The 20,615-nt window shown below is 71.5% G+C and carries 21 protein-coding genes; 20 read left to right on the top strand and 1 reads right to left on the bottom strand.

Translation table 11 applies throughout. The features are described 5' to 3' along the window. Positions 1-44 precede the first annotated feature (44 nt). Positions 45-590, top strand: a complete 546-nt coding sequence (locus VFW66_05255) for a hypothetical protein (GenBank protein HEX5386089.1) — start codon at positions 45-47, stop codon at positions 588-590. Here the strand turns inward: VFW66_05255 and VFW66_05250 are convergent. Continuing rightward, complete coding sequence (locus tag VFW66_05250) at positions 523-2,073, bottom strand: hypothetical protein (protein ID HEX5386088.1); 1,551 nt, start codon at positions 2,071-2,073, stop codon at positions 523-525. The genes VFW66_05255 and VFW66_05250 overlap by 68 nt on opposite strands. 51 nt (positions 2,074-2,124) lie before the next feature. On the opposite strand from VFW66_05250, the gene VFW66_05245 reads away from it, so the two are divergent. The 19 genes from VFW66_05245 to VFW66_05155 all read left to right on the top strand — a co-directional run bounded on the left by VFW66_05245 (position 2,125) and on the right by VFW66_05155 (position 20,605). Continuing rightward, positions 2,125-3,168, top strand: a complete 1,044-nt coding sequence (locus VFW66_05245; protein ID HEX5386087.1) for an asparaginase — start codon at positions 2,125-2,127, stop codon at positions 3,166-3,168. Positions 3,169-3,187: 19 nt separating this feature from the next. Continuing rightward, positions 3,188-3,829, top strand: coding sequence for a carboxymuconolactone decarboxylase family protein (locus tag VFW66_05240; protein HEX5386086.1), 642 nt, complete (start codon positions 3,188-3,190; stop codon positions 3,827-3,829). After that, the gene (gene obgE / locus VFW66_05235; GenBank protein HEX5386085.1) at positions 3,829-4,863 is read left to right on the top strand and encodes a GTPase ObgE; all 1,035 of its coding nucleotides are present in this window, start codon (positions 3,829-3,831) and stop codon (positions 4,861-4,863) included. Before VFW66_05240 ends, obgE begins: the two co-directional genes overlap by 1 nt. A 23-nt stretch (positions 4,864-4,886) precedes the next feature. Next, positions 4,887-5,915 carry a DNA-processing protein DprA gene (gene dprA, locus VFW66_05230; GenBank protein ID HEX5386084.1) on the top strand — a complete coding sequence of 343 codons (1,029 nt, stop codon included), beginning with the start codon at positions 4,887-4,889 and terminating at the stop codon, positions 5,913-5,915. Between the two features lie 19 nt (positions 5,916-5,934). Beyond that, positions 5,935-7,053, top strand: a complete 1,119-nt coding sequence (gene hemW, locus VFW66_05225; protein ID HEX5386083.1) for a radical SAM family heme chaperone HemW — start codon at positions 5,935-5,937, stop codon at positions 7,051-7,053. Between the two features lie 9 nt (positions 7,054-7,062). Beyond that, positions 7,063-8,103 carry a heat-inducible transcriptional repressor HrcA gene (gene hrcA, locus VFW66_05220; protein ID HEX5386082.1) on the top strand — a complete coding sequence of 347 codons (1,041 nt, stop codon included), beginning with the start codon at positions 7,063-7,065 and terminating at the stop codon, positions 8,101-8,103. Continuing rightward, a complete protein-coding gene (gene dnaJ / locus VFW66_05215) occupies positions 8,100-9,230 on the top strand; it encodes a molecular chaperone DnaJ (protein HEX5386081.1) in 1,131 nt (376 codons plus the stop codon). The genes hrcA and dnaJ overlap by 4 nt, the downstream gene beginning before the upstream one ends. After that, positions 9,227-10,096, top strand: a complete 870-nt coding sequence (locus tag VFW66_05210; GenBank protein HEX5386080.1) for a 50S ribosomal protein L11 methyltransferase — start codon at positions 9,227-9,229, stop codon at positions 10,094-10,096. Before dnaJ ends, VFW66_05210 begins: the two co-directional genes overlap by 4 nt. Beyond that, complete coding sequence (locus tag VFW66_05205) at positions 10,093-10,818, top strand: RsmE family RNA methyltransferase (protein HEX5386079.1); 726 nt, start codon at positions 10,093-10,095, stop codon at positions 10,816-10,818. Before VFW66_05210 ends, VFW66_05205 begins: the two co-directional genes overlap by 4 nt. Further along, on the top strand, positions 10,811-11,158 hold the full coding sequence (locus VFW66_05200) for a histidine triad nucleotide-binding protein (protein HEX5386078.1): 348 nt from the start codon (positions 10,811-10,813) through the stop codon (positions 11,156-11,158). The genes VFW66_05205 and VFW66_05200 overlap by 8 nt, the downstream gene beginning before the upstream one ends. Positions 11,159-11,254: 96 nt before the next feature. After that, positions 11,255-11,452, top strand: a complete 198-nt coding sequence (gene rpsU / locus VFW66_05195; GenBank protein ID HEX5386077.1) for a 30S ribosomal protein S21 — start codon at positions 11,255-11,257, stop codon at positions 11,450-11,452. After that, positions 11,445-11,885 (top strand): GatB/YqeY domain-containing protein, encoded by a 441-nt coding sequence (locus tag VFW66_05190; protein ID HEX5386076.1) that lies wholly within the window; start codon positions 11,445-11,447, stop codon positions 11,883-11,885. The genes rpsU and VFW66_05190 overlap by 8 nt, the downstream gene beginning before the upstream one ends. After that, positions 11,882-14,377, top strand: coding sequence for a Smr/MutS family protein (locus VFW66_05185; protein ID HEX5386075.1), 2,496 nt, complete (start codon positions 11,882-11,884; stop codon positions 14,375-14,377). The genes VFW66_05190 and VFW66_05185 overlap by 4 nt, the downstream gene beginning before the upstream one ends. Beyond that, positions 14,374-16,179 (top strand): DNA primase, encoded by a 1,806-nt coding sequence (gene dnaG / locus VFW66_05180; GenBank protein ID HEX5386074.1) that lies wholly within the window; start codon positions 14,374-14,376, stop codon positions 16,177-16,179. Before VFW66_05185 ends, dnaG begins: the two co-directional genes overlap by 4 nt. A gap of 27 nt (positions 16,180-16,206) precedes the next feature. Further along, a complete protein-coding gene (locus tag VFW66_05175; protein ID HEX5386073.1) occupies positions 16,207-16,914 on the top strand; it encodes a hypothetical protein in 708 nt (235 codons plus the stop codon). Next, positions 16,911-18,632 carry a single-stranded-DNA-specific exonuclease RecJ gene (recJ, locus tag VFW66_05170; GenBank protein HEX5386072.1) on the top strand — a complete coding sequence of 574 codons (1,722 nt, stop codon included), beginning with the start codon at positions 16,911-16,913 and terminating at the stop codon, positions 18,630-18,632. Before VFW66_05175 ends, recJ begins: the two co-directional genes overlap by 4 nt. Before the next feature lies 1 nt (position 18,633). After that, positions 18,634-19,149, top strand: coding sequence for a 16S rRNA (guanine(966)-N(2))-methyltransferase RsmD (gene rsmD / locus VFW66_05165; GenBank protein ID HEX5386071.1), 516 nt, complete (start codon positions 18,634-18,636; stop codon positions 19,147-19,149). After that, complete coding sequence (gene coaD, locus VFW66_05160; protein HEX5386070.1) at positions 19,146-19,676, top strand: pantetheine-phosphate adenylyltransferase; 531 nt, start codon at positions 19,146-19,148, stop codon at positions 19,674-19,676. The genes rsmD and coaD overlap by 4 nt, the downstream gene beginning before the upstream one ends. Continuing rightward, positions 19,673-20,605 carry a phosphate acyltransferase gene (locus VFW66_05155; GenBank protein HEX5386069.1) on the top strand — a complete coding sequence of 311 codons (933 nt, stop codon included), beginning with the start codon at positions 19,673-19,675 and terminating at the stop codon, positions 20,603-20,605. The genes coaD and VFW66_05155 overlap by 4 nt, the downstream gene beginning before the upstream one ends. Positions 20,606-20,615: the final 10 nt, after the last annotated feature.

The raw sequence follows: 20,615 nt of genomic DNA, 5'->3' as shown, positions 1-20,615 counted from the left end.
CGATAGCGGGGCTACGTCGTTGTGCCACCTGCGTTGGAGGTGCCATGCGCTACGCCTTCCTTCCCCTTTCGCTCCTACTCGCGACGCCGGTCGCTCTCAACGCCCAAGCGCCGGCCTACACTCAGACAGGCTATCCTCAATATTGCTGCACCCCCGCCGGCCGGTTCGGCCCCTTCTACAACGGCATGGTCACGGCCGGTGAGCGCTGTTCCGCGGTCGACACGGCGGGCGTACGGCACGTCGGCGGCGCGTGCTACGGAGCGCCCAGCCCGCTCACGATCGGGCCGATGGACACGACCGGTTACGCCCGAAGCTGCTGCACCGATATCGGCGTGCTCGGGCCATTTCCGGGCGTGAACTGGCAGGAAGGGGCGCCGTGCGCCGCAATCGGTGTGGACGACCAGCGCCATGAAGGCACCGCGTGCTACTCGGTGGATCATGCGCTCGAGCGCGCGAGCCGGGACGGGAGGCTGCTCGCGGCGGCCGCCGCGGGTTGCCCGAATGCGCCGAGGGATGTCTCGGCTAGAACCGTCCTCGCCGTCGCCAGGCCAGCGTCGCCTGCACGTGCGCCACGAACCGGTTCGCGGTGACGCCGGGCTGATTCTGGTCGTTGGTGACGTGGTTGAGGCCGGCATCGGCGGCGAGGTCGAAGGGGCCGCGGCGCCCGGAGACGCGGAGCCCGGCCCGATAGGTGTGCGCGACGGTGCCGATGAAAAGCCCGGGGACGGTCACCTCACCGGCGGCGTTCCGCGCGGGAAAGGGATCGTTGATGCGCCCCTCACCCTGGCGTAGCAGTGCCAGCTCTGGCGAAACGAGGAAGCTGCCCGCCACCGGCACACTCACCGAGACGAGGGCGAGATCCAGGTCGGTGAACGTCCGACCGGTGCCAACGCCGGCATCGGTGAAATTCTCGGTCGAGTCGGCGGTGCGGAGCGCCAGGCTCGAGACCTGGGTATAAAGGGCGCGCCAGGCCAGCCGGCCGCCCAGTGGGCCGGAGGCGCCCACGGTGAATGCCCATCGGTCGGGCGTGAGATTGCGGTTGTTGAACTGAAAGTCGTCGAGCGCGAGCTGCGCCTCGATCGTCAGGCGCCGGTCGGCACGCCAGTGCAGATCGGCACCGATCATGTCGTTGCTGTTCAAGTCGTCGATGCCAAACGTGTTCGCCAGGACGCTGGGCGAGAGTGGATTGGCGAACGGCGTCTCCAGCACTCGGCCTCGGCCGGCGATGATGATCGCCTCCCAGAGCGCGAGCCGGAATTTGTGGGTTAGCCGCCCCTCCAGGCGGTGGACGATGAGATAGCGGTTGATCACCGAGCCCGTGCTGTCGAGCCCGCTGCGGAGGTCGGACGCTATGGCGTCGAGCCGCACCGGGCCGGCACCGAGGTGGAGCGCCAGGCCCTGGCGCTGGTAGCCATAGTCGCTGAGCGAGATGCCGGGTAGCCCGACCGGCCCCCAATTCCGAAGCAGTTGCCCATACTCGAGCGACCCGAACTTGAACTGCGCGGACAGGTATCCGTCGGCAAGCCGGGCAACGACGTGCTCGTGCTCGCGCCCGGGGCGCGGGCCGTTGGGCCAATCCGGATCGCCAAATAGCCGCGGCTCGACGGCAACGCGTGAGGCGTAGGCGACCGGTCCGATCGCGCCGCGCGCTCCGATCTCTCCGTACGGTTCCACCCCGCCGTTCCCGCCCAGGTGAAAGACGTCGCGCCGCCGCTGCGTGAACGCCTGCCCTCCGGCACTCACTTCCGCCTCCCACCGCGATGGGGCCGTGTCTTCGGTGAAGGCGAGGCGCAGCCGGTGAATCTCGGCGCCGGTGCCGGTGGCGGGCGCGGTGTCGGCCGCGGCGAGCACACGGGCCGCGTCGGCGAAGCGGAACGGGCGCAGCATGGGGGACGGGTCGTCGACGTCGCCGCGGGTGATCAGGTGCTCGAGCAGCGGCACGCGCGAATCGTCGAGGGGCAGATAGGGAGACGCCTGGGCGGCCGCCGGACGGGTCGCGGCGCACCCGATGACGCACGCGAGCGCGCACACAGCGGCTCGCGCGACGGGCGTCGCGCGGAACCGCGCTCTCATGTGTAAGGGCATCGCCCGATAAGCTAACCAACCCCCGAGTATATTGCGCGCATGTCCGGTCTCCGGATCGAGTCCACGCGCGGCGACCTGGTCGAATCGGTCCATCGGGTGTCGGCCGCCGTCGTCGATGGGCAGGGGCGGACGGTCGCCGCGACCGGCAACCCCGCGCTTGTGACCTTCTGGCGCTCGGCCGCGAAGCCGTTCCAGGCGATGCCGCTCGTGGCCGACGGTGCAGCGGACCGGTTCGACATACCCGACGATGAACTGGCGCTCTGCTGCGCGTCACACTCGAGCGAACCGCTGCACCTCGCTCTCGCCGAACGATTGCTCGCGCGCATTGCCGTGGGGGAGGAGGAGCTGGCCTGCGGTCCCCACGTGCCGCTCTCACCCGCGGTGGCCGATCGGGTGGCACGCGAGGGCATTGCGATGACGCCGCGCTGGAACAACTGCTCGGGCAAGCACGCAGGCATGCTTGCGCTGTGCCGCCACCATGGGTGGCCTTCGGCCGGATACACCGGCGTCGGGCATCCGGCTCAACGGCGGATCCTCGCCTCAGTATCGTGCTGGACCGATGTCGCCCAGGCATGCATCGGGCTCGGCGTGGACGGCTGCACGGCGATCTCGTTTGCCCTGCCGCTTCGCGCCATGGCGACGGCGTACGCGCGGCTCGGTGCGGCGCGCGACGGTGCGGCCGCGCGGGTGCGCGCCGCAATGCTGGCCCATCCCGACGTGGTCGCGGGCTCGGGGCGGCCCTGTACCGACGTGATGCGCGCGTGGCCGGGCGAGGTGCTCGCCAAGGCGGGTGCCGACGGTGTCTACGGCGCCGCGCTCCCCGGACTCGGCCTTGGCCTCGCGCTCAAGGTGGAAGACGGCGACGGCAGCGCTGCGCCGGTGGCGCTCATTGCCGTGCTGCGCGAGCTGCTCGGACACGGGCCAGCCGCGGAAGCCGATCAGGCTCCGCTGCCCGCCGGGCTCGGGGGGCATGCCGGTCCGGCAATTCTCAACACGCGCGGCGCAGCCGTCGGCGTGCTCCGCGCGGTCGGCGGATTGCGTTTTTCGGGCGTGGCACCGCGTGCGAGGGGTACGGCCCGGTGACTTCCGCGGAGTAGCTTGCATGGCGAAACAGGACAGCCTCGATCCTGGAACCCGCGCCCTGGTGCAGTTCGCCGCCGCCGTCGCGCAGGGGTACGAGCCGGAGCTGCGCGAGCGGATCGGTGCGCTGCGGACAGCGCAGGTGCCGGCGCCGTGGGTCGAGGAGCTGCTGCTGCAGTCGGTGCTCATGTGCGGCTACCCGCGCGCGCTCGTTGCGTTCACGATCTGGCGCAAGCTCGGCGGCGCGCCGGTGCCGGCGGAGGACGCGTCATCGGAGTACGGCGATGTTGCGGATTGGCGCCGCCGCGGCGAGGAGAGCTGCGCGGTCGTGTACGGTGAGAATTACCGCAAGCTCCGGGACAGCGTGCGGGCGCTCCACCCGGCGCTCGATCAGTGGATGATCGTCGAGGGATACGGCCGCACGCTTTCGCGTCCCGGACTCGATCCCATGCGGCGGGAGCTCTGCACGGTAGCGCAAACGGCGGTGCTCGAGACTCCCCGCCAATTGCACTCGCATCTCCGCGGCGCGCTCAATGCCGGCGCCACCTTCGGCCAGATCGAGGGCGCGCTTTCGATCGTGAACCCGCTGCTCTCGTTCGACCAGTGGAAGAAGGTGAAGCAGCTCTGGCAAACGGTGCGGGAAGGCTGGGGGCCGGGCCAATAGTGTTCGCCGATCGTGCGGTGGTGCGGGTGGTCGGGGGGGCGGGAGGCTCGGGGGCAAGCTCGTTCGCGCGTTTCAAGTACAAGCCGAAGGGCGGACCCGACGGCGGCGACGGCGGCCGAGGCGGGAGCGTTTGGGTGCGGGGCGATGCCAATCTTACGACGCTGCTCGACTACCGCTATCGAACGATCTGGCGCGCCGAGCGGGGCGAGCACGGCAAGGGCAAGACGCAGACGGGGCGCTCCGCGCCGGACGTCGAATTGCCGGTGCCGCCGGGCACCGAGGTGCACCGGGCGGATGACGGGGTGCTCCTCGGCGAAGTGCTCCGGGCGGGCGACCGGCTGCTCGTGGCCCGCGGCGGCCGCGGCGGGCGCGGCAACGCCAGGTTCGCCACGCCCACGCACCAGGCGCCGCGCGAATGGGAGCCGGGCGAAGAAGGTGAAGACCGCGAGATCGAACTGGTGCTCAAGCTCATCGCCGACGTCGGCTTGGTCGGGGAGCCGAACGCCGGGAAGAGCACCTTGCTTTCCGTCCTTTCAGCCGCGCGGCCCAAGATTGCCGACTACCCGTTCACCACGCTCGAGCCGAACCTTGGCGTCGCGGCGCTCCCGGACCATCGCACGTTTGTCGTGGCGGACATTCCGGGCATCGTTGAAGGCGCGCACGAGGGCAAGGGCCTCGGGCTCCGCTTTCTGCAGCACGTCGAGCGCACGCGGGTGCTCGCCTTTCTCCTGCCGCTCGACAGCCCTGACCCGCAGGACGCATACAGCCGACTCCGGCGCGAGATCGAGCAATACGGCGTGGCGCTCGCCGAGCGACCGCATCTCGTGGTGCTCACCAAGCGGGATCTGCTGCCGGGTGGCGCGCCACTGCCGGAGATTGCGGCACCGGATGCATCGGGAGCGCTCGCCATCTCCAGCGCCACCGGAAGCGGGATCGAGAATCTCAAGGAGCGCCTGTGGAGCTTCGTGAGCGAGGCACGGACCGCAGAGTCGGGGACCGAGACGAGCGCGCCGCCTACGTCGCCCTTGCTCTGACGCCGGGCGTCGGTGCGGCACGGATGCATGCGCTTCTCGGCGCGTGCGGGAGCGCTCGCGCGGCGCGACGAGCGCCGCGCGCCGAGCTGGTCCGCATCGCGGGCGTGTCGCCAGCGCTTGCCACGGCCATCGCGGGGCAGCGGCCCGAGCTGGGCGAGGCGGCGCTTGCCGCGGCAGCACGACTCGGCGGGCGCGCCATTCTACCCAGCGACGCGGAGTATCCCTTTCCGCTGCGCAACATTCCCGAACCGCCGCTCATGCTCTTCGCACTCGGCCGGATCGAGCTGCTCGCGCGAGCGGCCGTCGCGATTGTCGGAAGCCGCGATCACAGCCGGTACGGCGCCGAGGTATGCCGTGCGGTGGCGCGCGTCGTGGCGCGCGCCGGGGCGGTCGTCGTGAGCGGGATGGCGCGGGGCCTCGATGCTGTGGCCCACCAGGCTGCGCTCGATGCGGGCGGTGCCACGATCGGCGTTCTTGGCAACGGGCTCGGTGTCGTCTATCCGGCCGCCAACGAGGCGCTGTACGCGAGCGTCGCAACCGCGGGACTGCTGCTGACCGAGTTTCCGCCGGGCGAGCGACCGCACGCTGGGAGCTTTCCGCGGCGCAACCGCATCATCAGCGGTCTGGCGCGCGCGGTCGTCGTGGTCGAAGCGGCGGTGGGGTCGGGTGCGCTGATCACGGCCGGCTCGGCGCTCGATCAGGGTCGTGAGGTCGTGGCGGTGCCGGGGCCGATCACGAGCCGCACGTCGGAAGGCTGCAACCGGCTGATTCGCGACGGCGCCACGCCGTTGCTCGAAGCCACGGACGTGATGCAGTACCTGCCCGAGCTCGTGCTGCCGCCCGAAACGGAGCCGGGGCGGCCATCGCTGCCGGATGGGCTCACCGAGGGCGAGCGCGCGCTCGCTGGGTCGCTCGGCGCCGCGCCGGCGTACGTCGACGATCTGGCGGCGCGGCTCCGCCGGCCCGTGGCCGAGCTGCTCGTGCAGCTTTCGACGCTCGAGCTCGCGGGTGTCGTCGCGCGGGAGTCCGGAGGACTCTTCCGCCGGGTCTGATCGGGCCACCGCTTCGCTCATGCACCTCTACTTTCACATTCCGTTCTGCGCGCGCCGGTGCAGCTACTGCGACTTCGCCATCGCGGTGCGGCGCACCGTACCGTCGGAGGCGTACGCCGACGCGGTGCTCGTCGAGTGGGAAAGCGTCCGGGCGCATTCGGCGTGGGCCGAGGCGCCCGGGGTTCAGACGATCTACTTCGGTGGCGGGACGCCGTCGCGTCTCGACCCCGGGGCCGTCGCGCGCATCCTCGCTCGCGTGCGCGCAGATCGCGGACTCGATGCCGGCGCCGAGGTCACGCTCGAGGCGAACCCGGATGATGTGACGCGGGAGCGCGCCGCCGCGTGGCGGCAGGCCGGAATCACGCGGGTCTCGCTCGGCGCGCAGTCATTCGATTCTGCGGTGCTTCGTTGGATGCACCGCACCCACACGGCGGGGCAGGTGGCGGATGCGGTCGGCGTGCTGCGCGGGCAAGGCATCGGTGAGCTCTCGCTGGATCTCATCTTCGGCCTGCCGGCCTCGCTCACGCGCGACTGGGCCCGCGATCTCGATGCCGCGCTGGCGCTCGCGCCCGATCATCTGTCGCTCTACGGCCTCACCATCGAGGGCGGCACGCCGCTCGCCCACTGGACGGCGCGCGGCCAGGTGCGACCTACAGATGACGAGAGTTACGCGGCCGAGTACCTCGCCGCGCACTCGACACTGGTGGCGAGGGGCTGGGATCATTACGAGGTCTCGAGCGCCGGCCGCCCGGGCCACCGGGCCCGGCACAACAGTGCATACTGGCGGCGCGCGCCGTATGTTGGCCTCGGGCCATCGGCGCACAGCGGCATCGGCGCGGAGCGGTGGTGGAACGTGCGCGAGTGGGCAGCCTACGCGGCGGCGCTGGGCCGCGGCGAGAGCGCCGTTGCCGGTCGGGAGTCGCTCGACCCCGCCGCGGTACGGCTGGAGGAGTTATACCTGGGCCTGCGCACGCGCGAGGGAATCAGCACCAACCGGATCGCAGCCGACGACGCGGCGGCTTGGGTCGAGGCGGGTTGGGCGGTGCGCGAAGGCGATCGGCTCCGGCTCACCGCCGAGGGGTGGCTTCGACTCGATGCGCTCGTCGCGGCCACTCCCACCGGTCGCGGGACTGTCTAGATTTCACGCATGCCGCCCGCGGAACAATTGACCGAGCGCGAGCGCCGGGTGCTCGAGGCCGTCGTGCAAACGTACATCGAAACCGCGGAACCGGCGGGCAGCCAGACCATTGCCCGCCGGTTCGGGCTCGGCGTGTCTCCGGCCACCATCCGCGGCACCATGAGCGACCTCGAGGATAAGGGATACCTCTTTCATCCTCACACATCCGCCGGTCGGGTACCGACCGACCGGGCCTACCGGGTGTACGTGGATGGGCTCATGCGGCTGGCGCCGCCGTCGGATGAAGAGCGTGCGACCATCCGGCAAGAGATGGCCCAGCGCGCGCGGAGCACGCTGGAGGAGATCCTGCGGCGGGCGGCGCAGGTGCTGGGCGTTCTGACGCAGGAGCTCGGCGTCGCGGTGGCTCCCGCATTCGACTACATCGTGCTCGATCGGCTGGAGCTGGTGGCGGTTTCCTCCGAGCGGCTGCTGCTGGTGTTCAACCTGCAGGGCGGCATCGTGCGCACGATCTTCGTGCAGGTGCCGGCGTCGCTCCCGGCGGCCTCGATCCAGCGGGTCACGCAGATTCTCAACGACCGGCTGGCCGGGCTCACGCTGCGTGAAGTGCGCGACTCGCTGATCGAGCGCCTTCGCGATGCCGACACGCCGCCCGGCGGCCGCGAGCTCCTCAACATCTTCATTGCAGAGCGCGACGGAATCTTCGATCTCAATGCCAACGGCGAGCGGGTGCTGCTCGGCAGCGCGCAGATGCTGGCCGAGCAGCCGGAGTTTGCCTCGAACAGCGGTATGCGGGGACTGCTTGAATTGACCGAGCGCCACGACCTGCTGCGCCGCGCGCTCGAGGGCCGGCGCAACGCAGGGCTTTCGATCACGATCGGCGGTGAAAATGTCGACGCCCGGCTCAGCGGGTTCACTCTCGTCACCTCGTCATACGACGCCGGGGGACTGCGCGGCGTGATCGGCGTCATGGGGCCGACGCGCATGCCATATGACAAGATCATCGGGCTGGTGGAGCACACCAGCCGATTGCTGGAAGGACTGCTGGAGTGAGCGACTACTACGAGCTGCTGGGGGTGACGCGCAGTGCGTCGGAGGCCGAAATCAAGAAGGCCTACCGAAAGCTTGCGATGGAGTACCACCCCGACCGGAACCGGTCGCCCGACGCCGAAGCTCGCTTCAAGGAAATGGCGGAGGCGTACGAGGTGCTGCGCGATCCCGAGAAGCGCGCCCTCTACGACCGCTACGGCCCCGCGGGCGTCGGCGGTGCCGCGGGCGGCGGGTTCGGATTCCACCATGTGGACCTGGCGGAAGCGCTCAGCATCTTCATGCGCGACTTCGGCGCGATGGGCGGGCTGGACTCGATCTTCGGCGGCCGCCAGCGTACCGAGGCGCGGCGGGGGCAGGACATTCGGGTGACGGTCAAGCTGACGCTCAACGAAGTCGCGACCGGCGCCAAGAAAGCAGTGCGGCTCAAGACGCTCGAGCGGTGTGCGACCTGCGAGGGCACCGGCGCCCGTCCCGGGACGCGGCCGAGCACCTGCGCGACCTGCGGCGGGACAGGTGAGGTGCGGCGGGCTGCGCGGAGCATGTTCGGGCAGTTCGTCTCGGTATCGCCCTGTCCCACCTGCGCGGGCGACGGACAGGTGGTCCTCGACGCGTGCGAGGATTGCCGCGGCGAGGGGCGGCTCCGGGGCGACCGGACCGTCACGGTCGAGATTCCACCAGGCGTTTCGGGCAACAACTATCTCACCCTGCGTGGCCAGGGCGCCGCCGGCCTCCGCAACGGGCCGAGCGGCGATCTGCTCGTGATGCTCGACGTAAAGAACGACGATCGGTTCGAGCGGCAGGGGAACGATCTGGTGCACGACCTCGCGGTGTCGTTCTCCCAGGCGGCGCTCGGGGCCGAGTTCATGGTGCCGACGCCCTACGGCGACGAGCGGGTCCGGGTGCCGGCGGGAATCCAGACGAACACGATCCTTCGGCTCAGAGGCAAAGGACTGCCGGCGCTCGGGACCGATGGCGTCGGAGATCTCAAGATCCGGGTCCACGTCTGGACACCGGAAAAACTCACGGACGAGCAGGACCGGATCTTCCGCGAGCTGTCGAAGCTCGAGGGGGAGCCGCCCAAACGGTCGGCGGGGTTCTGGTCGAAGCTCAAGGAAGCACTGGGCGCATGACCTGGTGGGCTGTGGACGTGCAGACCGCGCCCGAGCGCCGGGGCGCGGTCTGCACGTGGCTGGTCGCGCGTACCGGCCACGCGGTCGAGGAACGCGACGACGGCGTGATGGTGGCGTTCGCGGCGGATGAGTCCACGGCGGTGCGTCTCGCAGCGGAAGTCGGCGCGGAGACAGGCGCCGCCGGGGCGAGCTGGCGGGCGCTCGACGTGGTGGACTGGAGCACGCGCTGGCGCGAGGGGCTCGGCGTCCGGCAGATCGGGCGGCTCACCGTTTCACCATCATGGCTCGCCGCCGCCGCTTCGGCGCCCTCCGCGCGGGGCCTGAACGGGGAGCGGCCTCTCGTGGTGATCGATCCGGAGAGCGCGTTCGGCAGCGGAGAGCACGGATCGACGCGGAGTGCGCTTGCGCTCCTGGATCGGCATCTGGATCCGGGCGCGCGGGTGCTCGACCTGGGGAGCGGAAGCGGCATTCTCGCCATCGCGTCGGCCGTGCTTGGCGCCGCGTCCGCCATCGGCATCGATTGTGATCCCGATGCGAACGAGGTCGCGGAGCGGAATGCGGCGCGGAACGGCGTCGCCGGGCGGACGCGGTTCGTCGAGGGCGATGCGGGCGACCTCGCGCCTCTGCTCGGGCCCGCCGATCTGATCGTCGCCAACATTCTGCGCACCGCAAACGTCGCGCTTCTGCCAGCCGTCTCCGCCGCGCTGGCGCCGGGCGGATCCCCCCGGGCCGGACTCGCAATCTTCGCCGGCATGGAAGCATGCGAGGCCGAGCTGTTCCGGCCCGCGCTTGCGGAGCGCGGGTTCCGCGCCGAGGCCGAGGTGACCGACGCCGGCTGGTGGGCGGTCGCCGCCCGCCTCGCGTGATCGTGCTCGTCGCGGCCGGTGCTGCGGCGGCGCCGGGCTTAACGATCGAGCTGGACCCGGACGAAACGCATCACCTGCGCGTGCGGCGGGCAGACGGCGATGTGCGGGTTGATGTGCGCGACGGACGCGGGCTCGTGGCAAAGGGCACACTGCGATTCGCGGGGCGCCGGACCGTAGTCGAAGTTGACATTGCGGAACGTGTGGCCCCGCCGCCGCCGCTCCGACTTGCGGTCGGCGCCGGCGACCGCGACCGCTTCGCATGGATGGTGGAAAAGGCGACCGAGCTCGGCGTCACCGACATCGTGCCGCTCGAGACCGAGCGCGCGATGACCGTGGCGAGCCGGCTCCGGGCTGCGGGCGTCACACGGCTCGAGCGGCGCGCGCTCGAAGCCGTGAAGCAATGCGGCGCGGCATGGGCGCCCGCGATTCACGCCCCTCTGCCGCTCGCGACGTTCTTGTCGGATGCGCCGGGCGGCGCGCGCTGGCTGGCCGACGCGGAGGGCGCCGCCACTCCGCGTGTCGATGGCACCGTCACCGTGATCGTCGGTCCGGAAGGCGGTCTCACCGACGCGGAGCGCGCGGCCGCACGTGCGGCGGGGTATCGCCCGGTCCGCCTCGGCGCAGAGACGCTCAGGTTCGAGACGGCAGCGCTTGCGGTGGCGGCCCACATCGCCGCCGTGCGCGTGGGTGGGGTATCACCGGGAGGGGTGCCACATGGATGACTGCATCTTCTGCAAGATCGCATCGGGAGAAATAAATGCCGCCGTGGTGAAGCGCTCGGACGACGCGGTCGCCTTTCGCGACACGCGCCCGGTGGCGCCCACCCATGTCCTCGTCATCCCGACGCGCCACGTTGGCGCGGTGCGAGATGCGAAGGGTGCCGAGGGCCGCGCACTGCTGGGCAGACTCCTCGCCTTCACGGCAGAGGTCGCGACCGAACTCGGGCTCGACGCGGGCGGGTATCGAATCGTGACCAACACGGGGCCCGATGCAGGCCAGAGCGTGAACCACCTGCACCTGCACCTCCTCGGTGGCCGGAAGCTTACCTGGCCGCCGGGTTAACGTCCGGCCGTCTTGCCGTAAGCTGGCTTGGGGTCTAGATTTGCGCCCTTGGACCTTGTCCGGCCCGGCCCGGGCCCGAGAGGGGTGACGACCTGAATGTCCGAAGTGATCATCCACGACGACGAAAACTTCGAGCGCGCGCTCAAGCGGTTCAAGAAGAAGTGCGAGAAGGCGGGGATCCTCTCCGACCTCCGCAAGCACCGCCATTATGAGAAGCCGAGCGAGCGCCGCAAGAGGAAGCTGAGCGCCGCGATGCGGAAGACCCGGCGGGGACCGCGCGTGGCCCGTGGCTAGTCTCGCGGACAGGTTGCAGGCGGCGCTCGTCGCGTCGCGGAAGGCGCAGTCGAAGGATCGGACACTCGTGCTCGGGACCATTCTGGCCAACCTCAAGAACCGCGCGCTCGACCTGAGACGTGAGCCGACCGACGCCGAGGTCGCGGACGTGCTCCGGAAGGGCATCAAGCTGCGTCGCGAAGCAGCCGACCAGTACGCGGCGGCCAAGCGCGACGATTTGGCCGAGGCCGAGCGCGGCCAGATCGCGGTGCTCGAGGAGTTTCTCCCGCCCGAGGTAGATCCGGAAGAAATCCGCTCGGCGGTGCGCGCGGCAATCGCGGGCGGCGCGGCTGACATGGGTCGGGTGATGGGCGTCGTGCTGCCGGCGTTCAGGGGGCGCGCCGAAGGGCAGGTGATCAGCCGCATCGTGCGCGAGGAGCTCAAGGCGGGATGACTGCGCGAGGGACGCAGGAAGTCGATACCGGGGTGCCGGCGAGCGAAGTCGCCGGCACCCCGTTGCCTTTGGGCGGCGACGGAACGGCCGAGGCGCTGGAGACGATGGAGCTGGCGGCGGTGCTGGAGCTTGTCGGGGCGCACGCCGCGGGTCCGCTCGGCGCCGCACGGGTGAGGGCGCGCCGGCCCACCGACGACGTCGCGTGGATTCGCCAAGAGCTGGCCCGGGTGGGGGAGGTCGCAGGCCTCTTCCGCCGGGGTGACGCGCTCGCGGCGGAGCCGGTGCCGGACGTGGGGCTCGCGCTCGCTCGGCTCCGGGTGGAGGGGAGCGTGCTGGACGGCCGCGAGTTGCTGGACATTGGACGCGCGCTCGCGGCAGCGGGCCTCGTGCACGCGGACCTGTCGCGCGTGGCAGAGAGCGCGCCCCGCGCCGCGGCGCTGCTGCGCCCGATTCCCGACGGCGCCGTCGTGCGGCGCCTCGAGCTTTCGCTCGATGCCGATGGTACGCTGCTCGACACGGCGAGTCCGCGACTCGCCGCGGCGCGACGTGAGGTGCAGGCGGCCCGGGAGCGCCTGGTCCGCCGGCTGGAGGCCATACTGCGCGGGTTGGATGCCGGCGCCGGCTCGCACGATGCCGCGGTCACGGTGCGCAACGGGCGCTACGTGATCCCGGTCCGGCGCGATTCGCGCGCGCGGCCCGGCGGGATCGTGCACGACGAATCCGGGAGCGCGGGCACGCTCTTCGTGGAGCCGGCAGAGACGATCGAGCTGGGCAACGCGCTGCGCGAGGCGACCGTGGCCGAGGAGCGCGAGGAGCTCCGCGTGTTGCGCGACCTCACGGGACTCCTTCGCCCGATCCGGCTCTTGATCCGCGACGCCTACGAGATGTGTATCGCGGTCGACGACCTCGTGGCACGAGCACGCTGGGCCGTGGCCGCGGCGGGCGAGGTGCCGGAAGTGGCCGCGGCGCCGGCGCCGCTCGCAATCCGGAACGGCCGGCATCCGCTGCTGTTCGCGGGGACTGAGCCGGTGGTCCCGTTCGATCTCGAATTGAACGCCGAGGAGCGCACGCTGCTCGTGAGCGGTCCCAACACCGGCGGCAAGACGGTCCTGCTCAAAGCGGTGGCGCTCGCATGCGTGCTGGCGCAGAGCGGCATCCTGCCTCCAGTGGGCGCGGAGAGCGCGTTGCCGGTGTTCGGCCGGTTCTACGCCGACATCGGCGATCGGCAGTCGATCGCCGCGAGCCTCTCGACGTTCAGCGCGCACGTGAGCCTGCTGAGGCGCATCCTCCACGAGGCGGACGACGCCACGCTGGTGCTGCTCGACGAGGTGGGGAGCGGCACCGACCCGGCGGAGGGAGGCGCACTCGCCGCGGCGACGCTTGCGGCACTCACGCGGCGCGGCACGCTCACCCTCGCCACCACACACCTCGGCGCGCTCAAGCATCTCGCGACGCAGATGCCGGGTGTGGTCAACGCCTCGCTCGAATTCGACGGCGCGACGCTCCGGCCCACCTACCGGCTTCGGAAAGGCGTGCCCGGGCGTTCCTACGGTCTGGCGATCGCGCGGCGGCTCGGCATCGATGACGAGGTCTTGGCAGACGCCGAGCGCCGGGTACCCGCGGGTGAGCGAGCGCTTGACGAGCTGCTGGCAAGCGTAGAGGCGCGGGCGCGCACGCTCGAAACGGCCCAGACCGAGCTGGCCGCGCTGCGGGCCGAGACCGAGTCGCTCGCCGCGCAGCTGGCAGCGGATGCGGAGGCGCAGACGGCGCGTGCCGTGGAGCTGGCGCGCCGGGAGCGCGATACCGAGCGCCGCGCGCGCGAGCAGGCACGCGCATTCTTGCTCGACGCGCGCGAGCGGGTCGAGGAGGCGTTGGGCCGGGCGCGCGAGGCGGCGGACGACGAGCGGGCCCGCGCGGCACGCCGGCTCCTGGAGGAGCGCGTGAAGGCGGAGGGCGAGGCGCTCGCGGCGCTGGAGGAAGGTGCGGGCCCGGCGGCGTCGGACCCAGCCGGCGCGGTGGCACGCGTCGAGGTAGGCGGCCAGGTGCGCGTCGGCGCGGGGCCGGTCGGCGAGGTGGTGGAGATCCGGGCGGACGGGCGGCTCGTCGTCCTCGCGGGAGCGATGCGCATGGTCGTCGAGCCGCAACACGTGGTGCCGCTCCGTGGACGCGAGGACCGCCGCGCCGCGGAGGCGGTGGCCCGCGACGCGGCGCGTGCCACCGGCGGGCGCGGCGACGAGGTCGTCGAGGCCGCGCTCGAAATCGATTTGCGTGGGATGACCGGAGATGAGGCGGTGGCGGCCACGGTCGCCGCGATCGACGCCGCGGTGCTGGCGGCAAACCCGTTTCTTCGCATCATTCACGGCATGGGTACGGGAGTGCTGCGGGAGCGGGTGCACGGCGCCGTGCGGGGCGACCGGCGGGTGGCAAACTTTGCGCTGGCCCCGCGGAATCAGGGGGGGGCTGGGGTCACCATCGTGGAGTTCACGGCGTGAGCGCGATTCCGGACGAGATCATCGAGCAGGTGCGCGATGCTGCGGATCTCGTCGGCATCGTCGGGGAGTCGGTGGAGCTCAAGCGCTCCGGCTCCGACTACCGGGGAGCGTGCCCTTTCCACGGCGGCACCCATCGGAATTTCGCCGTGGTCCCGAAGAAGGGGCTGTATTACTGCTATGTGTGCCACGCCGCCGGTGACGTGTTCTCCTTCTTCATGAAGAAATTCGGCATGGACTATCCGACCGCCGTGCGCGAGGTGGCGCGGCGGAGCGGCATCGCGATCCCGGAGCAGGGGCGCGGAGGCCCCGATCCGCGCGAGCCGCTGTTCGGTGCCGTGGCCGCCGCGCACGACTGGTTCACCCGCCAACTAGCCGACGCGGCGGGCGGCAAGCCGGCCCGCGACTATCTCGCGAGCCGCGAGGTGACGCTCGACGACGCGGCCCAGCACGGCCTCGGTTGGGCGCCGAAGAGCAGTGCGTTTCTCGGGGCGATGCAGGCGCTCGGACTTTCGCCCGCGGTGCTGATCGAGAGCGGCCTCGTCTTCGCGCGCGAGGACGGCAGCTTCGTGCCGCGATTTCGGGGCCGGCTCCTCTTTCCGATCCACGACTTGCGCGGACGCGTCGTCGGATTCGGCGGCCGCCTGCTCGGGTTGGGCGAGCCGAAATATCTGAACTCGCCCGAGAGCGCCCTTTTCCATAAGGGCGGGCTCCTGTACAATCTCCACGACGCGCGCGGCGCGGCCCGGCGCGAGGATGCGCTGGTGCTGGTCGAGGGCTACTTCGACGTGCTGCGCCTCGCGCTCGCCGGCATCGCGCACGTCGTCGCCCCGCTCGGCACCGGGCTCACCCCGGAGCAGGCGGCGCTTGCCCGGCGGGTGGCACCCGCGGTCGTGCTGCTGTACGACAGCGACAGCGCCGGCCTCCGCGCCACGTTCCGCGCGGGCGACGAGCTTCTGCGCCACGGTGTCCGCGTGCGCGTGGCGACGCTGCCGCCGGGCGAAGATCCCGATTCGCTGGTGCGCGCAGGGGGGGCGGAGGCGCTGGAGCCCGTTCTGGCCGATGCAATCGATGTGCTGGAGCGCAAGGTGCAGTTGCTTGAGCGGCGAGGATGGTTCGAGGGGGTGGAGCACCGGCGCGATGCGCTCGACCGATTGCTCCCGACCATCCGTGCGGCGGCCGATCCGGTGACGCGCGAGTTGTATACGAGCCGAGCTGCTGAGCGGGTCGGCGTGCCGCGCGAGGTAATCGCCGCCGAAGCAAAGGCGGCGCCTCCCCGGGCCGCGGCGCCTGGAGCGCCCGGCGGCTGGCCGCGCGATGCTGCACCGCGCGACGCATCGATGCGCGGGGCGCCATTTTCAGCGCGGCCAGGCGGAGCACGGATGTTCGGCGCGTCAGCGGAGCGGCAACTTCTCCAGGTGCTCGTCGCTTCGGCGGAATGGCGCGAACGCGCTCGTGTGGAAGTGGCGCCCGAGCTGTTCGAGCTGCCGGAGCATCGCGAACTGTTCGAGACACTTTGCCATATGGCCGGGGCCGCCGATCAGATGCCGGAGGACCTTTCCGCGCCGGTGGAGGCGCTTTGGAGCGAGCTGCGAAAATTGGCGGTGCAACTCGGCGAGGACGACCTGGACCCGGCCTACGTGCGCGCACATCAGACGCTCGCTGCCCGGCCTGAATATCGAGAGATCGCGAAGCTCACTGACCCGGGCGAGAAGCAGCGGCGGCTTGACGAGCTGGATCGGCGTTACCCGGAGTTCACACCCAAGCGTCAGTACGTTCGTGCGGCGCGCCAGCGGCGGCGCTGATCACGCTTACGCTCTGCAAGGAGATTCATGCATCCCGACCTGTCCAAGCTGCTCGACCTGCAAGCGAAAGACTCCGCCATTGCCGAAGTCGACCGGCGCCTCGCGGCGATCGATGACGAGGCGCGTGCGCTCGACCGCGACCGCCAGCGCGCCCACGAGGCGATCGACGCCGCGTGCCGCGCCGCCGACGAGGGCCGCCGCCGGCGCGACGAGCTGGAATCGAAGATCGAGAGCTTCCGCACCCTGCAGGAACGGCGGCGCCAGCGCCTCGAGTTCGTGCGCAACCCGAAGGACGCATCCACCTTGATGGCGGAGATGGAACTGGGTCGCTCGGTGCTGGTGAAGGAGGAAGGTGACTGGGTTCGCTCGGCCGATACCGTTACCGCCCTCGAGGCGCAGGTGGTCGAACAGCAGGAGAAGGCCGTGCGGCTCGAACAGGAACAGGTGCCCGCGCGCGCCGCCATTGCCGCCCGGCGGAGCGACGTGGAGCGGGAGCGCGCGGCCATGCAGGGCGAGCGCGAGGCGAGCGCCAGCCTGATCGAGCGGCCGCTTCGCACCCAATACGACAGGCTGCGCCGGGCGCGCACGAGCGCGGTGGTGGTGCCGCTCAACGGGGATGCCTGCGGCGCCTGCTTTACGGCGGTGCCGCGCAACCGCCGGAGCCAGATCCGGTCGGGCGTGTTGCTCGAAGCGTGCGAGGCCTGCGGCGTCATCCTTTACGCGGCCGAGCCGTGAGCGTGCTGGCGGCGCATCCGCTTCGATGGGTGGTGGTGCCGCCGCCCGACCCCGGCCTGATGCGCGTGCTCGCCGCCGAACTGTCGCTGCCCCTGCCGCTCGCGGCGATCCTGGTGCAGCGCGGGTACGGCACGCCGGACGCCGCGCGACGCTTTCTCCGGCCGCGGCTCACGGATCTGGCGGATCCGCTCGCGCTCACCGACATGGCTCGCGCGGTGGTGGTCATTCGCGACGCCGTGCGGAGCCGAGTACCGATCCTGGTCCACGGCGACTACGACGTCGACGGTCAGTGTGCCGCCGCGCTCCTCACGCGGGTGCTCCGCGCCGCCGGCGCCGACGCGAGCGCGTTCGTCCCCCACCGGCTGCGTGACGGCTACGACTTCGGACCCGCGGGGCTGGTGGAAGCGGCCGCACGGGGCGCCGGCCTCGTCATCACGTGCGACTGCGGCATCACGGCGGTGGATACGGTGGCGGCCGCCCGCGCGGCCGGCCTTCGCGTGGTCGTCACCGATCACCATCTTCCGGGCGCCGTGCTCCCGCCGGCGGACGCCGTGGTCGATCCGCAGCGCGCCGACGACACCTCCGGGCTCGCGATGCTCTGCGGCACCGGACTCGCGTTCAAGCTCGCGCAGGCGCTCACCCCTGCACTCGGGCTCCCGCCCGCGCTGCCGCTTCACCTGCTCGACCTCGTGGCGCTCGCCACCGTCGCGGACGTGGTGCCGCTCGTGGGGGAGAACCGGATCCTCGTGAAGCACGGGCTCAAGCTGCTCGCCGAGAGCCGCTGGCCCGGCGTCCGCGCGCTGATTGCCGCGAGCGGGCTCGCCGGCAAGCCGATCCGCACGGGGCATCTGGGCTACATCCTCGGACCCCGGCTCAACGCGGCCGGCCGCATCGGCGACGCGGTGGACGGCCTGCGGCTCCTGCTCACCGATGATCCGGCGGAAGCCGCTCTGCTCGCGCACCGGCTCGAGGCGCTCAACGCCGAACGCCAGCAGCTCGACCAGCGCACGCTCGACGAGGCGTTGAAGCAGGTCGAGGATCGCGTCGACGCCGGACTCGAGTCCGGCCTCGTGCTCCACGGCGACGGGTGGCACCCGGGCGTCGTGGGCATCGTCGCCTCGCGCGTGGTGGAACGCTTCGGCCGGCCGACGCTGCTCATCGCATTCGACGGCGACATTGGCAAGGGCTCCGGGCGGAGCATCTCGCGCTTCGACCTGCACGCCGCGCTCACCGCCTGCGGCGATCTGCTCGAGCGCTACGGCGGCCACCAGATGGCGGCCGGCGTGACCATCCGCCGCGCGCAGCTCGACGCTTTCCGCACGCGCTTCGCGGAGGCGGCGCGCGCCGCGCTCGGCCCGGACGATCTCGTGCCCGAGCAGCGGGTCGATCTCGAGATCGAGCCGGCCGAGGCGACGCGGGAGCTGGAGCATCTCGCGCGCTACCTCGAGCCGTGCGGCGCGGGGAATCCGGCGCCGGTATACGGCGTGCGCGGCGTGCGATTCGTCCGCCGAACCCTGGTCGGCAATGGACATCTCAAGGGCGTGCTCCAGTCGGGCGACGCGGAGCTTCCCGCGATCGGCTTCCATTGGGCCGACCGCGCGGCCGGGCTCGGCGATGGGCCGGTGGACGTCGCATTCCGGCTCGAAACCAACGAGTGGCAGGGGCGTACCACGCTGCAGGCGCGGATCTGCGCGCTCGCCCCGCACCGCGCCGGGTGAGGTGCGCATCGTCGGCGGCAGCTTGCGCGGCCGGCGGCTCGTGATGCCGAACGATGCGCGGGTGCGGCCCACCGCCGATCGGGTGCGCGAAGCGTGGATGAGCATCGTGGCGCCGGCGCTCCCCGGCGCGCGGGTGGCCGATCTCTTTGCCGGAAGCGGCGCGCTCGGTCTCGAGGCGCTCTCGCGCGGCGCGGCGTCGGCGGACTTCGTCGAGCTGGCGCCGACCTCGCTCGCGGCACTCCGGGCCAACGTCGCTGCGCTCGGGCTTGAATCCGCCGCCACGATCCGCCGAGGCGACGCGCTGCGCTTTGTCTCTCGCCTTGCGCCCGGCGCGTACGACATGGTGTTTGCCGACCCGCCATACGCCGGCGATCTGGCCGAGCGGCTGGTCGCACTCTTCCGGCGGACCCCGTTCGCGCGCATCCTTTCCATCGAGCACTCGGCCGACGCGCCGCTCGCCGGCGATGACACCCGCCGCTACGGCGACACCGCTCTCACCTTCTGCTTCGGCACATGACACGCATCGCGGTCTATCCGGGGTCGTTCGACCCTCCGACGCGCGGGCACGAGGATCTCGTGCGGCGGAGCCTCGCGCTCTGCGACCGGCTCATCGTGGCTGTCGCAGTGAACGGCGCCAAGCAGCCGCTCTTCAGCGTGGCCGAACGGCTCCAGCTCCTGCGCGAGGCGTGCGGCGGCGACCCGCGGGTGAGCTTCGAGGCCTTCGACGGTTTGCTGGCCGATTATGCAAGACGGGTCGGCGCCACCATGGTGGTGCGGGGACTGCGCGCCGTGAGCGACTTCGAGTACGAGTTTCAGATGGCGCTGATGAACCGGCAGCTTCACCCGTCACTGGAGACGGTGTTCCTGGTGCCCGCGGTGGATCTCACCTATCTGAGCTCGAGCCTCGTGCGTGAGGTGGCGCGGTTCGGCGGAGATGTGAGCGGGCTGGTGCATCCCGCGGTGGCGGCGGCGCTCGCACGCAGATTCGCGCGCGACGCGGGTGAGCCGGGCGGCGGCCCCGCCAGGGAAGCGGCGGCCCGGTGAGCTTTCGCGGCGAGCTGCTGCGGCGCGCCGCCGGTATGGGCGTGCGCCTCGTGCTCCCCGAAGGCGACGACCCGCGGGTGCAGCGCGCCGCGGAGCGGATGCGCGCCGAGGCTATCGCCGTACCCGTGCTCGTCGGCGCGGATGTCAATCCCGCCAACGACCCGCGTCTCTCCCGCGTTGCCACCCATCTCCGCAGCCGCCGCCCCGACCGCGTGCGCGACGGCGTGCACGCGCTCGAGCTGGCCGCCGAGCCGCTCAACTTCGCGGCGGGTCTCGTGGCGCTGGGCGAAGCGGACGGCTGCGTGGCCGGCGCGGTGGCGCCCACCGCGGCGGTGATCCGCGCCGCTCTCTGGGCCCTCGGTACGGCGCCGGGCGTGAGCATCGCGAGCTCGTCGTTCTACATGGTGCTGCCCGACGATCGGGTGCTCACGTTCTGCGACTGCGCCGTCGTGCCCGAGCCCACGTCCGCCGAGCTGGCCGAGATCGCGCTCGCGGCGGCGCGCGACCGGCCGCGGCTCGTGGGCGATGCGGCACGGGTCGCCTTTCTCTCCTACAGCACCAAGGGCAGCGCTGCCGGGCCGCGCGTGGACCGGGTACGCGAGGCGGCGGCCCGGCTCCGCACGGTGGCGCCCGGAATACTCGCCGACGGCGAGCTGCAGGGCGACGCGGCGCTCGTGGCCGAGATTGCCCAGCGCAAGGCGCCGGGCTCGCCGCTCGCCGGCCGGGCCAACGTGCTGGTGTTCCCCGATCTCGATGCCGGCAACATCGCCTACAAGCTGGTGCAGCAGCTCGCCGGCGCCGTCGCCCTCGGTCCCATCCTCCAGGGGCTCGGCCGGCCCATGGCCGACCTCTCCCGCGGGGCGAGCACCGATGATATTGTCGAAGTAGCGGCGATGGTCGCGCTGCAGCGGGAACCGACCCCGACCTGACGGAGAGGCG

The sequence above is a fragment of the Gemmatimonadales bacterium genome (assembly GCA_036279355.1).
In the GTDB taxonomy this organism is placed as follows: domain Bacteria; phylum Gemmatimonadota; class Gemmatimonadetes; order Gemmatimonadales; family GWC2-71-9; genus DASQPE01.
Note: the sequence above shows the minus strand (reverse complement) of the source record. Positions and strands in the feature narration are given on the sequence as shown.

Bases quoted from the DNA above. Each gene is read 5' to 3' on its own strand.
- rpsU (HEX5386077.1), top strand. From the start codon at position 11,255: ATGTCCGAAGTGATCATCCACGACGACGAAAACTTCGAGCGCGCGCTC.
- VFW66_05255 (HEX5386089.1), top strand. From the start codon at position 45: ATGCGCTACGCCTTCCTTCCCCTTTCGCTCCTACTCGCGACGCCGGTC.
- VFW66_05175 (HEX5386073.1), top strand. From the start codon at position 16,207: ATGCATCCCGACCTGTCCAAGCTGCTCGACCTGCAAGCGAAAGACTCC.
- coaD (HEX5386070.1), top strand. From the start codon at position 19,146: ATGACACGCATCGCGGTCTATCCGGGGTCGTTCGACCCTCCGACGCGC.
- VFW66_05240 (HEX5386086.1), top strand. From the start codon at position 3,188: ATGGCGAAACAGGACAGCCTCGATCCTGGAACCCGCGCCCTGGTGCAG.
- VFW66_05210 (HEX5386080.1), top strand. From the start codon at position 9,227: ATGACCTGGTGGGCTGTGGACGTGCAGACCGCGCCCGAGCGCCGGGGC.
- hemW (HEX5386083.1), top strand. From the start codon at position 5,935: ATGCACCTCTACTTTCACATTCCGTTCTGCGCGCGCCGGTGCAGCTAC.
- VFW66_05245 (HEX5386087.1), top strand. From the start codon at position 2,125: ATGTCCGGTCTCCGGATCGAGTCCACGCGCGGCGACCTGGTCGAATCG.
- VFW66_05250 (HEX5386088.1), bottom strand. From the start codon at position 2,073: ATGAGAGCGCGGTTCCGCGCGACGCCCGTCGCGCGAGCCGCTGTGTGC.
- VFW66_05185 (HEX5386075.1), top strand. From the start codon at position 11,882: ATGACTGCGCGAGGGACGCAGGAAGTCGATACCGGGGTGCCGGCGAGC.
- VFW66_05200 (HEX5386078.1), top strand. From the start codon at position 10,811: ATGGATGACTGCATCTTCTGCAAGATCGCATCGGGAGAAATAAATGCC.
- hrcA (HEX5386082.1), top strand. From the start codon at position 7,063: ATGCCGCCCGCGGAACAATTGACCGAGCGCGAGCGCCGGGTGCTCGAG.
- dprA (HEX5386084.1), top strand. From the start codon at position 4,887: ATGCATGCGCTTCTCGGCGCGTGCGGGAGCGCTCGCGCGGCGCGACGA.